Genomic DNA, 11,320 nt, shown 5'->3' with positions numbered 1-11,320 from the left:
CGGTGCCTCCTTGGATCAGCTCTACCCGCCGGGGTCAGGGGTTCAGCAGCTGGCGCAGGGCGGCCAGCTCCTGCGGGGTGGGTTCGTCGGTGGTCGTCAGGTCGGTGGCGATCTTCAGCGGCCAGCCGGTGGCCGCCACGGCCTGCTCGACACCCACTCCGGGGTGCAGCTGGGTGAGGGTCAGCTCGCAGGTGTCCGGATCCGGGCGCAGCATGCCGAGGTCGGTGATGACCAGGGTGGGACCCCGGCCACGCAGGCCGAGGCGTTGCCGGTCGCCGGGGCCTGCGCCGAAGCCGACCGAGGTGACGAAGTCGACCCGGTCGACGAACGTGCGCCGGCTCTGCGGCACGATGACGATCACTTCGCCGCACGAGGCGGCGATCTCCGGGGCGCCGCCCGCGCCGGGCAGCCGTACCTTCGGGTCGGTGTAGTCGGTGCCGATCACCGTGGTGTTGATGTTGGCGTACCGGTCGATCTGCGCGGCGCCGAGGAAGCCGACGTCGATCCGGCCGGGCTGCAGCCAGTAGTTGAAGATCTCCGGCACCGAGACGACGGCGTCGGCGGTCTCGGCGAGTACCCCGTCACCGATGGACAGCGGCAGCCGGCCGGGCTTCGCGCCGATGGTGCCGGACTCGTAGACCAGCACCAGGTTGGGGGAGTGGGTTTGCCGGGCCAGGTTGGCCGCGGTGCTGGGCCGGCCGATGCCGACGAAGCAGCGGGCGTCGTCGCGCAGCGCCCGGGCGGCGGCGACGGTCATCATCTCGTCGCGGGTGAACCTGTCGACGGCCGGTTGCTCGTTCACTCGGCACCACCGTACGTCGCGTCGCTCCCCGCCGTGGCCAGGACGTGTTCGTCGAGCCAGCGGGTGAAGGTGTCCCGGTCCCGGCTGATCTCGTCCCACTGCTGGTAGTAGTCGTTGGCCCGGTCGCTGTAGTCCATCGCGTACGACGGGTACGCCCCGCCGGGCACCTCGGCGACCCGGGTGACCGCCCAGCCGGGCAGCACCACCGCGCCGGGCCGGGGGGTCAGCTCGTCGACGGTCTCCTCGACGGTGACCAGCGACCGTGCGGACGCCAGCACGACCTCCTTGTGCACGCCGGTGATGCCCCAGATCTGCACGTTGCCGTGCCGGTCGGCGCGCTGTGCGTGCACGATGCCGACGTCGGGGTTGAGCGCCGGTACGGCGGTGAGCACCTCGCCGGTGAACGGACAGGTGATCGGCGCGATGGTCGGGGTGCGGTCGACGAGGTCGGTGCCGACGTACCCGCGGAGTACGGCGAACGGCAGGCCAGCGGCGCCGGCGACGTACCGGTTGGCCATCCCGGCGTGGCTGTGCTCCTCGATCTCCAGCGGACGGGGCCAGCCGCGCTGCACCGCGTCGCGGAACCGGTGCAGCGAACCGACCCCGGGGTTGCCGGCCCAGCTGAAGATTAGCTTCTTGGCGCAGCCGGCGCCGATCAGCTGGTCGTAGACGACGTCCGGGGTCATCCGGATCAGCGTGAGGTCGCGTCGGCCCTGCCGGATGATCTCCTGTCCGGCCGCGGTCGGGATCAGGTGGGTGAATCCCTCCAGGGCGACGCTGTCGCCGTCGTGGACAAGGTCGGCGACAGCATCAGCCAGCGAGGAAATTTCAGCCATACATCATTCCCGGTGCGTGTGATGAACAAAAGTTCGCTAAGCGAACGGTACGGCCGGGGTTGCCGGCCTGTCAACGCGGCTGCTCCAGTCCAGCGGCAGCCCCACGTAGTTCTCCGCCAGGGTGGTCGCCGCCGCGGTGGAGGTCGACACGTACTCCAACTGGGCCACCTGGAGCCGGTGACTGAACTCGTCGGCGTCGGTGGGCCGGTGCAGCAGCCCGGTCATCCAGGAGGAGAAGTGCTGGACCCGCCAGATCCGGCGCAGGCACCGGGCCGAGTACTCGTCCAGCCCGGTCCCGCGTCCCTGACGGAACCAGGTGGTCAGCGCCTCGGCCAGGAAGCGGACGTCGGCGACCGCCAGGTTCAGCCCTTTCGCGCCGGTCGGCGGCACGATGTGCGCCGCGTCGCCGGCCAGGAACAGCTGGCCGTAGCGCATCGGTTCGGTAACGAAGCTTCGCATCGGGGTCACCCCCTGTTCCAGGATCGGGCCCTCCTCCAAGGTGAAACCGTCGTTGGTCGCCAGCCGGGTGTGCAGCTCGTCCCAGATCCGCGCGGTCGGCCAGTCGCTCAGCTCGGTCCCGTTGGGCACCTGCAGGTAGAGCCGGGTCACCTCAGGGCTGCGCATGCTGTGCAGGGCGAACCCGCGCTCGTGCTGGGCGTAGATCAGCTCGTGTGCCGAGGGGGCGGCCTGGGCCAGCACGCCGAGCCAGCTGAACGGGTACGTGTGCTCGACGGTGCGCCGGGCCGAGGCGGGGATGCTGTCTCGGGAGACGCCGTGGAAACCGTCACATCCGGCGACCATCAGGCAGTTCAGTTCGCGTATCGTGCCCTCGTGCGCGAACCGAATGACCGGGGCATCGCTGTCGATCCCGGCCAGCTCGACATCGGAGACGTCGAACAGGATCTCGCCGCCGGCTGCCAGCCGGGCGGCGATCAGGTCCTTCACGACCTCCTGCTGGCCGTAGACGGTGATCCCTCGGCCGCTGGTCAGCGCGGCCAGGTCGATCCGTCGGCTGACGCCTTCGAAGCGCAGCTCAAGGCCGGTGTGCACGAGTCCTTCGCGGCGCATCCGGGTGCCGACGCCGGTGTCGGCGAGCAGTTGCGCCGTGTCGTGTTCGAGCACCCCGGCCCGGACCCTGCTCTCCACGTACGCCCGCCCGCGGGTCTCCAGCACGACCGAGTCGATACCCTCGAGATGCAGCAGGTGGGCGAGCATCAAGCCAGCTGGTCCCGCTCCGATGATGCCAACCTGGGTTCGCACGACGCTCCCTCCACCTGCCGGATTGGCAGGAATCTTCCGATATGTGACATTGACGCGAGCCCTCGCTGGGCCGTACGTTCATCATAAGAACCACCGTTCGGTCAGCGAACGCCCCTGACTGACCCAACTCGATCCCATCCCCTGGAGGTCCCATGCGACGGCCCCTCGTCGCCTTCACCCTGGCTACCGCGCTGCTGGTCACCGCCGCCTGTGGTTCCGACTCGTCCACCGACGAGGGCGGCGGCACCGACGACGTCACCGACGTCACCGTCGGCATCATTCCGATCGTTGACGTCGCGCCGATCTACCTCGGTGAGGAGAAAGGCTTCTTCGCCAAGCGCGGCATCAACCTGACCATGGAGAGCGGTCAAGGTGGTGCCGCGATCGTCCCCGGCGTGGTCAGCGAGCAGTTCCAGTTCGGCTTCAGCAACGTGACCTCCCTGCTCACCGCGCAGACCCGTGACGTGCCGGTGCAGATCGTCGCCAACGGCGTGGCCTCGACCGGAAACCCCGAGGCCGACTTCGGCGGCGTGGTGGTCCGCGAGGACAGCCCGATCCAGACCGCCGCCGAACTGGCCGGCAAGAAGGTCGCGGTGAACACGCTGAAGAACATCGGCGACACCAGCGTCCGCGAGTCGGTGCGCAAGGCCGGCGGCAACCCGGACGACATCGAGTTCGTCGAGATGGCCTTCCCGCAGATGCCGGCCGCCGTCGCCAACGGCGACGTCGACGCCGCCTGGATGGTCGAGCCGTCGCTCGCCATCGCCAAGGACGCCGGTGGCCGGGTCGTCGCCTGGAACTTCGTCGACACCGCCCCGAACCTGACCGTCGCGGTCTACTTCACCAGCACCAAGCTCGCCCAGGAGAACCCCGAGCTGGTCGAGAACTTCCAGGAGGCGATGGCCGAGTCGCTGTCCTACGCCAACGCCCACCCCGACGAGGTGCGCACCGTGCTGCGCAGCTACACCGACATCGACCAGGCGATCCTGGACGCGATGACGCTGCCGATGTGGCCGGCCGAGATCAACCGGGCGTCGATCGAGCGGGTGGCCGAACTCGGACTCGCCGACAGTGTCTTCGATGCCGAGCCCGACCTGGACGCGCTGCTGCCGTGACAGCGGTCGACAACGCCCCGGTCGGGGCCGGCGGAGCCGGCCCCGACCGGGGCACGTCAGCAGCAGCCCGCCGGGCCGCACCGAGCCGGCGCCGTCGGCCGCCGACGGCGCTGTTCGGCGTCGCCGGCCTGGCCGGTCTGCTGGTCCTGGTGCAGGTCCTCCCGTCGACCCCGCTCGTCTCGGCGCGCTACCTGCCGCCGGCCACCGAGATCCTCGCCGCCCTGGTCGAGCTGCTCGGCGACGGTGCCTTCTGGTCGGCGCTCGGTGACACGCTGACCGGCTGGGCGATCGGCCTGGCCATCGCGGTCAGCGCCGGCATCGTCCTCGGCGTGCTGATCGGTTCGGTGCCGGCGCTGCGCGCGGTCACCGCCTCGACGATCGAGTTCCTGCGGCCGATCCCGTCGGTCGCGCTGATCCCGCTCGCCGTGCTGCTCTACGGTACCGGCCTCGAATCGACCCTGCTCCTGGTCGTCTACGCGGCGTTCTGGCAGGTGCTGGTCCAGGTCCTGTACGGCGTACAGGACGTCGATCCGGTCGCCGACGAGACCGCCCGCAGCTACGGCCTCGGCCGCTGGGCCCGGATTCGCCACGTCATCTGGCCGACCTCGTTGCCGTACGTGATGACGGGCGTGCGGCTCGCCGCCGCGGTCGCCCTGGTGCTGGCGATCACCGCAGAGCTGGTCATCGGCGCACCCGGGCTGGGCAACCGGATCGCCGTCGCGCAGACCTCCGGCGCCGTCGACCTGATGTACGCCCTGGTGGTGGTCACCGGACTGCTCGGCGTCGGGATCAATCTGATCGCCCGGGCGGTCGAGCGGCGGGCACTGTCCTGGCACCAGTCGATGCGCGGCGAGGTGATCGTGTGAGTGTGACCGGGGTGTTGAAGCGGGCCGGGCTGGTCGTCGCGCTGCCGGCCGTACTGTTCGCCGTCTGGTGGTTCAGCAGCGCGGGTAGCACCAGCTTCTACGCGCCGCCGCTGAGTAAGATCCTCGGCACCTTCGCCGAGACCTGGACCGTCGAGCGCCTACGTGCCGACGTGCTGCCCAGCCTGCTGCGGCTGGCCGCCGGTTACGCGGTGGCGGTGCTCGTCGGCGTCGCGCTGGGCGTACTGGTCGGCAGCATCCGCACCGTGCGGGCCACGCTGGAACCGGTACTTGAGTTCTTCCGGGCCATCCCGCCGCCGGTGCTGGTGCCGATCATCATGCTTTTCGCCGGCATCGAGAACACCATGAAGATCGTGGTGATCGCGGCCGGCTGCGTATGGCCGATCCTGCTCAACACCGTCGAGGGCGTGCGCGCCACCGACGAGGTGCTCTCCGACACGGCCCGCTCCTACGGCCTGACCGGTCCGGCCCGGCTGCGGCACCTGGTGCTGCCGGCGGCCAGCCCGCAGATCGCCGCCGGCATGCGCCAGGCTCTGTCGATCGGCATCATCCTGATGGTGATCAGCGAGATGTTCGCGGCCAGCAACGGTCTCGGGTTCACCATCGTGCAGTTCCAGCGCACCTTCGCGATCCCGCAGATGTGGACCGGCATCCTGCTGCTCGGTCTGCTCGGCTTCGCCCTGTCGGTGCTCTTCCGCTTCGTCGAGATGCGGGCGTTGGCCTGGTACCACGGCCTGCGCCAGGCGCAGCGCAGCTCTTGACCCGCTGCCCGGCTCGGCTGCCCGCGTGGCGGCGCCGGAAAGGATAGAGAGGTAACGAGCCCATGCTCGATGTCCAGGGCCTGCGCAAGGTCTACGACGGGCGGCAACGCCAGGTCGAGGCGGTGCGCGACCTCACCTTCACCATCGACGACGGTGACCTGGTCTGCCTGGTCGGCCCCTCCGGCTGCGGCAAGACCACCCTGCTCAAGTGCATGGCCGGGCTGCTGCCGGCAACCTCCGGCGAGGTCCGGCTGCGCGGCCGGCCGATCACCGGGCCGCCGCCCGGCATGGCGGTCGTCTTCCAGGAGTACGGGCGCAGCCTGTTCCCGTGGATGAGCGTGCGGGACAACGTCGAGCTGCCGCTGCGGCAGAAGCGCATCGCCCGGGGCAAGCGCCGGGAACTGGTCGACGAGGCGCTGGCCGCCGTCGGTCTGGCCGACACCCACAACGCCTACCCGTGGCAGCTGTCCGGTGGCATGCAGCAGCGGGTGGCAATCGCCCGCGCGGTCGCGTACCAGCCGGATGTGCTGTTGATGGACGAGCCGTTCGCGGCGGTCGACGCCCAGACCCGCGCGGACCTGGAGGACCTGATCCGCCAGCTGTGGCAGCGGCTCGGGGTGACCATCCTGTTCGTCACTCACGACATCGACGAGGCGGTCTACCTGGGGCAGCGGGTGCTGATCCTGTCCTCGTCGCCGACCGTGGTGCAGGAGAGCCTGCGGATCGACCTGCCGGACACCCGCGACCAACTGCACACCCGCGCCGAGCCGCGCTTCACCCAGCTGCGCGGGCACGTCTACGAGCAGATCCAGGCGGCCAAGCGGGGGCAGCGACCACCCGCCCAGGCCGGCCGGCCCTGACCCTTCCCGCCCTTCCGAGGAGGACCGAGATGCCCGTGGCCTATCTCGTCGCCGGAGTGCGCACGCCGTTCGGCCGCTACGCCGGGGCGCTCGCCCCGGTGCGTCCGGACGACCTGGCCGCCCACGTGATCCGCGAACTCGTCGCCCGGCACCCCTCGGTCGACTGGGACGCCGTCGACGACGTGGTGCTCGGCTGCGCCAACCAGGCCGGCGAGGACAACCGCAACGTGGCCCGGATGGCGGCGCTGCTGGCCGGCCTGCCGACCCGGACCAGCGGCACCACGGTGAACCGGCTCTGCGGTTCCGGGCTGGACGCGGTGGCGATCGCCGCCCGCTCGGTGGTCGCCGGCGAGGCGGACCTGGTCGTCGCCGGCGGGGTGGAGAGCATGAGCCGGGCGCCGTTCGTGCTGCCGAAGGCGGCCACGGCGTACGCGCGCACCGCGGAGATCCACGACACCACCATCGGCTGGCGGCTGGTCAACCCGCTGATGCGGGCCGGCTGGGGCACCGACTCGATGCCGGAGACAGCGGAGAACGTGGCCGCCGAGTACGGCGTGGACCGGGCCGCGCAGGACGCCTTCGCGCTGCGGTCCCAGCAGCGGGCCGCCCAGGCCCAGGCGAGCGGCCGGTTGGCGACCGAGATCGTGCCGATCGAGGTGCCGCAGGGCCGTAAGAGCACGCTGACCGTTTCGGTCGACGAACACCCCCGGCAGACGTCGCTGGAGAAGCTGGCCGCCCTGCCGACGCCGTTCCGCTCCGGCGGCACGGTGACCGCCGGCAACTCCTCCGGGGTCAACGATGGCGCGGTCGCGCTGCTGGTGGCCAGTGACGCGGCCGTCCGGCGGTGCGGTCTCACCCCGCTGGCCCGGGTGGCCGGCGCGGCCACCGCTGGCGTCGAGCCCCGGGTGATGGGCATCGGGCCGGTACCGGCCACCCGCCGGTTGCTCGGTCGACTGGGCGTCGATTTGTCCGAAGTGGACGTCGTGGAGCTCAACGAGGCGTTCGCCGCGCAGGCGGTGGCGGTGCTGCGGGAGCTGGGCCTGCCAACCGAGGCGGAGCACGTCAACCCGAACGGCGGGGCGATCGCCCTCGGGCACCCGCTCGGGGCCAGCGGGGCGCGGCTGGCGCTGACCGCCGCGCTGGAACTCGGGGTCCGCGACGCCGACCGGGCGCTGTGCACGATGTGCATCGGGGTCGGGCAGGGCATTTCGCTACTGCTCGAGTCGGCCAGCTGAGATAGTGCCGGTCTGCCGATCCGGTGGTCGGGTGTCGGGCCGGATTCGGGCAATGTCGTGAACCTGCCAACGGTGCACATTCCACCGTCGTGGCGTTAGCATGGGCCGGCGCCCGGTGCGGCCGGCTGGTGCCCGTGCCGACCCGCCCGTCACGCCAGGGCCGACGCGGACATCGCGAACGAGCTGGAGGCAGGATGGCGGAGCAGGCCAGTGGAGTCCCGGCCGGAGTAGACCTGAGCCGCCCCAGCGCCGCGCGGGTCTACGACTACTTCCTCGGCGGGGCCCACAACTTCGACGTGGACCGTCAACTCGCCGAGCAGATCGCCGCGATGACGCCGCACCTGGCGGAGACCATGCGGGCCGGCCGGGCGTTCCTGCGTCGGGCGGTCCGGACGCTGCTCGCCGACGGCGTCGACCAGTTCCTGGACATCGGCTCAGGAATTCCGACGGTGGGCAACGTTCACGAGGCGGCCCACGCGGTCAACCCGGCGGCCACCGTGGTCTACGTGGACATCGATCCGGTGGCCGTGGCACACAGTCGGAGCATTCTGGCTGAAGTCGGGCGGGCCGTGGTCCTGCAGGCCGATCTGCGTGCACCGGAGGCAATCTGTGCGCAGGCCGCCGCGACCGGCCTGATCGACTTCGCCCGACCGGTCGGCATCCTGCTCGCCGGGGTGGCGCACTTCGTGCCCGACGCCGACGACCCCCAGGGCATCCTTCGGCGGCTGCGGGCGACCGCGGCGGTCGGCAGCTACCTGGTCATCTCCCACGCAACCTACGAGGACCAGCCGCCGGAGGTACTGGCCGCGCAGCGGTTGTCGGCCAGGACCGACACCGAGATCACGTTGCGCTCGCGGGCGGAGGTGACCGCGATGTTCGGTGACTTCACCATCGTCGACCCGGGAGTCGTCCATCTGCCACTGTGGCGGCCGGACCCGGACGCCGAATTGGACGCACACCCGGAGCGGTTCGGTGCCTTCGGCGGCGTTGCCCGCCTGGACGCCGCCGCGGTCTGACCATGGCGACGTCCGAGACGGGCGATGGCGGTGCCGATCCCGAGGGTGTGCGCCGCTTCGCCCGGAACTGGGCGGCGGCCGCCGCCGGGCTCGGCTATCTGCCGCTGAGCTTTGCCGAGAGCGCCGACATCCTGCACGGGCACACGCTGCGGCTGGCCGCGGCGGTGCTGGCCGGGACGTTCGACGGCCAGGCCGGCCGGGATGTCGGGCGCTGGCTGGTGGAGGGCCACCTGACCGAACCGGCCGTGCTGGGCTGGACCGTCCAGGCCCTCGGCGAGGACTTTCTGCCGCTGGTGCTGCCGCAGCTGGCGACGTCGGCACCGGCCCGGGAACGGACCACCCACCTGCAGGGCGCGCTCGCCGAGGGGTACGCTCGGGCGCTGCGCAACCGGACCTTCGCGCAGCAGTCCATCATCCGGCAGGCGGCCTGGTCCGCCCGGGACGCTGCCGAGCAGGCGCTGCGGGACAGCGAGGTCCGGTTCCGGGCGGTATTCACCGGCGCGGCGATCGGCATCGGGCTGGCCGACCTCGACGGGCGGATCATCGATGTCAACCAGGCGTTCGCCGACATGCTCGGCTACACCATCGCGGAACTGCGGGAAATCAACGTCGGGCAGCTGTTCCACCCAGACGACGCGCCCGGCATGTACCAGTTCTACCTTGACCTCATTGAGGGCAAGCACGACCGCGCCCGGGTGGAGAAGCGCTACTACCGCAAGGACGGCGCACCGATCTGGACGGACCTCGCGGTGTCGCTGATCCGGCACGACGACGGCCGACCCCGGTTCACCGTCGCGATGGTCGAGGACATCACCGACCGGTACGAGCTGCAGGAGCGGCTGCGTTTCCAGGCCGAGCACGACCCGCTGACCAGGCTGCCGAACCGGGTGCTCTTCTTCGACCGGCTCGCTGAGGCGATGGCCGACCCGGGCGGGCAGGTCGGCGTGTGCTTCCTGGATCTCGACGGGTTCAAGTCGATCAACGACGGGCTCGGTCACGACGTCGGCGACCAGTTGCTCGCCGTGGTGGCGCGGCGGCTCGCCGACAGCGCTGCCGACTGCGGGCACCTGGTCGCCCGGATGGGCGGCGACGAGTTCGTGATCCTGGTGACCCGCTGCACCGGCACGTCGCAACTGGTCGACGTCGCCCAGGCCGCGCTGGCCGCGCTGGCCGCTCCGATCCAGGTCGACGGGCACCAGTTGACCGTGTCGGCGAGCATCGGGGTCGTCGCCTCGCCCACGGCCGGCACGACCCCCACCGAGGTGATGAAGGCCGCGGACACCACCCTGTACTGGGCCAAGGCCGACGGGCGAGGCCGGTGGGCGGTCTTCGACCCGGTACGGGGTGCGCGCGACGTCACCCGTTCGGCGCTCGCCGCCGCGTTACCGGCAGCGCTGGACAGCGGCGAGTTCGTCGTCGAATACCAGCCGATCACCCGGCTGTCCGACCGGACGGTCTCCGCCGTCGAGGCGCTGATCCGCTGGCAGCATCCGATTCTAGGTCGGCTCGGGCCGGACCGGTTCGTCGCTCTCGCCGAGGAGACCGGGCTGATCGTCCGGCTCGGCCGGTGGGTGCTGGAACAGGCGTGCCGGCAGGCCAGCCGGTGGCGGGCCGAGCACCCACAGGCGCCGATCGTGGTCAGCGTCAACATCTCTGCCCGCCAGGTCAGCGACCCGCAGCTCGTCGGGGAGGTGGCCGGGGTGCTCACCCGGACCGGTCTGCCACCGGAGCTGCTGCAGCTGGAGCTGACCGAGAGTGCGGTGATGGCCACCGGTGGTGAGCCGCTGCCGGCGCTGCGCCGGCTGGCCACGCTCGGTGTCCGGTTGGCCATCGACGACTTCGGCACCGGCTACTCCAACCTCGCCTACCTGCGGCGGATGCCGATCCACGTGCTCAAACTCGCCGGTCCCTTCGTGGAAGGGATGCGGGTCGCCGGTCCGGAGGGCGACCGCGACGAGCGGATCGTCGACGCGCTGGTCCGGCTGGCCCACGCGCTCAACCTGACAGTCACCGCCGAGGCGGTGGAGACCGGTGAACAGGCGGACCGGCTGGTGGCACTCGGCTGCGACCAGGCCCAGGGCTGGCATTTCGGCCGTCCGGTGCCAGCCGGGGAGATCACTGAGCGGCTGTCGCGTGGCCCGGATCGGCCCGTAGCCGGACAGTGAGGTCGACAGCCGCGTCGTGGGCGAGCCGGTCGGCCGTGTCCCGGCCGAACCGCACCAGATCCGGCACGGGTACGCCGTACGGCCGCTGCCCGGCGTACGGCGCGATCCGGTCTGCGGCCCTGGCCAGCAGCCGCGCCGCGCCGGCCAGGTTGCCCCGCCGCGCGTGGGTGAGCCCGACCGCCAACTGCGCCAGCCCGCGCCAGAACTCACGCTCCACCGGCGGTGCCGCCTTCCAGGCCGACTCCAGCACCTCGTGGGCGTGGAACGGCCGGCCAGCGTCGAGCAGCCGCTGCGCCTCGTCGAGCGCGTCGTGCGGCGTGAGTGCCAGGTCGTCGGGCATGGTCGGTACTCCCGACGCGCCCGGCGGCAACGGCCGACCCAGCTCG

The 11,320-nt window shown here is 71.3% G+C and carries 11 protein-coding genes; 7 read left to right on the top strand and 4 right to left on the bottom strand.

The window, feature by feature from the left end; translation table 11 throughout:
- Positions 1-34 precede the first annotated feature (34 nt).
- The 3 genes from ACFHWU_RS08530 to ACFHWU_RS08520 are packed head-to-tail and all read right to left on the bottom strand — an operon-like array spanning position 35 to position 2,898.
- Entirely contained in the window at positions 35-760 is a 726-nt protein-coding gene (locus tag ACFHWU_RS08530; RefSeq protein ID WP_416553156.1) for a CoA-transferase subunit beta, read from the bottom strand.
- Positions 761-798: 38 nt separating this feature from the next.
- Positions 799-1,638: a CoA transferase subunit A gene (locus ACFHWU_RS08525; protein ID WP_416552963.1), complete on the bottom strand. Its 840-nt coding sequence runs from the start codon at positions 1,636-1,638 to the stop codon at positions 799-801.
- 36 nt (positions 1,639-1,674) lie between these two features.
- Positions 1,675-2,898, bottom strand: a complete 1,224-nt coding sequence (locus ACFHWU_RS08520; protein WP_416590236.1) for a 4-hydroxybenzoate 3-monooxygenase — start codon at positions 2,896-2,898, stop codon at positions 1,675-1,677.
- Positions 2,899-3,050: 152 nt separating this feature from the next.
- Here ACFHWU_RS08520 and ACFHWU_RS08515 point away from each other — a divergent pair, with 152 nt between their 5' ends.
- The 7 genes from ACFHWU_RS08515 to ACFHWU_RS08485 all read left to right on the top strand — a co-directional run bounded on the left by ACFHWU_RS08515 (position 3,051) and on the right by ACFHWU_RS08485 (position 10,934).
- Positions 3,051-4,013 (top strand): ABC transporter substrate-binding protein, encoded by a 963-nt coding sequence (locus tag ACFHWU_RS08515; protein WP_416552959.1) that lies wholly within the window; start codon positions 3,051-3,053, stop codon positions 4,011-4,013.
- The gene (locus tag ACFHWU_RS08510) at positions 4,010-4,879 is read left to right on the top strand and encodes an ABC transporter permease (RefSeq protein WP_416552957.1); all 870 of its coding nucleotides are present in this window, start codon (positions 4,010-4,012) and stop codon (positions 4,877-4,879) included. Before ACFHWU_RS08515 ends, ACFHWU_RS08510 begins: the two co-directional genes overlap by 4 nt.
- Before the next feature lie 2 nt (positions 4,880-4,881).
- Positions 4,882-5,658 (top strand): ABC transporter permease, encoded by a 777-nt coding sequence (locus ACFHWU_RS08505; RefSeq protein WP_416590235.1) that lies wholly within the window; start codon positions 4,882-4,884, stop codon positions 5,656-5,658.
- Positions 5,659-5,720: 62 nt separating this feature from the next.
- Positions 5,721-6,518 carry an ABC transporter ATP-binding protein gene (locus ACFHWU_RS08500; protein WP_416552953.1) on the top strand — a complete coding sequence of 266 codons (798 nt, stop codon included), beginning with the start codon at positions 5,721-5,723 and terminating at the stop codon, positions 6,516-6,518.
- Between the two features lie 29 nt (positions 6,519-6,547).
- Positions 6,548-7,753 carry a 3-oxoadipyl-CoA thiolase gene (pcaF, locus tag ACFHWU_RS08495; RefSeq protein ID WP_416552951.1) on the top strand — a complete coding sequence of 402 codons (1,206 nt, stop codon included), beginning with the start codon at positions 6,548-6,550 and terminating at the stop codon, positions 7,751-7,753.
- Between the two features lie 194 nt (positions 7,754-7,947).
- The gene (locus tag ACFHWU_RS08490; protein ID WP_416590234.1) at positions 7,948-8,769 is read left to right on the top strand and encodes an SAM-dependent methyltransferase; all 822 of its coding nucleotides are present in this window, start codon (positions 7,948-7,950) and stop codon (positions 8,767-8,769) included.
- 2 nt (positions 8,770-8,771) lie between these two features.
- Positions 8,772-10,934 (top strand): putative bifunctional diguanylate cyclase/phosphodiesterase, encoded by a 2,163-nt coding sequence (locus ACFHWU_RS08485; protein ID WP_416590233.1) that lies wholly within the window; start codon positions 8,772-8,774, stop codon positions 10,932-10,934.
- Here the strand turns inward: ACFHWU_RS08485 and ACFHWU_RS08480 are convergent.
- Positions 10,885-11,274 (bottom strand): DUF309 domain-containing protein, encoded by a 390-nt coding sequence (locus ACFHWU_RS08480; protein ID WP_416590232.1) that lies wholly within the window; start codon positions 11,272-11,274, stop codon positions 10,885-10,887. The genes ACFHWU_RS08485 and ACFHWU_RS08480 overlap by 50 nt on opposite strands.
- Between the last annotated feature and the right edge of the window lie 46 nt (positions 11,275-11,320).

The sequence above is a fragment of the Micromonospora sp. LOL_015 genome, assembly GCF_048060275.1.
In the GTDB taxonomy this organism is placed as follows: domain Bacteria; phylum Actinomycetota; class Actinomycetes; order Mycobacteriales; family Micromonosporaceae; genus Micromonospora_E.
The sequence above is the reverse complement of the archived record's forward strand: the minus strand, read 5'-3'. Positions and strand labels throughout refer to the sequence as shown.

Coding starts and splice junctions, on each gene's coding strand:
- ACFHWU_RS08530 (WP_416553156.1), bottom strand. CDS start 760: ATGATGACCGTCGCCGCCGCCCGGGCGCTGCGCGACGACGCCCGCTGC.
- ACFHWU_RS08525 (WP_416552963.1), bottom strand. CDS start 1,638: ATGGCTGAAATTTCCTCGCTGGCTGATGCTGTCGCCGACCTTGTCCAC.
- ACFHWU_RS08515 (WP_416552959.1), top strand. CDS start 3,051: ATGCGACGGCCCCTCGTCGCCTTCACCCTGGCTACCGCGCTGCTGGTC.
- ACFHWU_RS08500 (WP_416552953.1), top strand. CDS start 5,721: ATGCTCGATGTCCAGGGCCTGCGCAAGGTCTACGACGGGCGGCAACGC.
- pcaF (WP_416552951.1), top strand. CDS start 6,548: ATGCCCGTGGCCTATCTCGTCGCCGGAGTGCGCACGCCGTTCGGCCGC.
- ACFHWU_RS08490 (WP_416590234.1), top strand. CDS start 7,948: ATGGCGGAGCAGGCCAGTGGAGTCCCGGCCGGAGTAGACCTGAGCCGC.
- ACFHWU_RS08485 (WP_416590233.1), top strand. CDS start 8,772: ATGGCGACGTCCGAGACGGGCGATGGCGGTGCCGATCCCGAGGGTGTG.
- ACFHWU_RS08480 (WP_416590232.1), bottom strand. CDS start 11,274: ATGCCCGACGACCTGGCACTCACGCCGCACGACGCGCTCGACGAGGCG.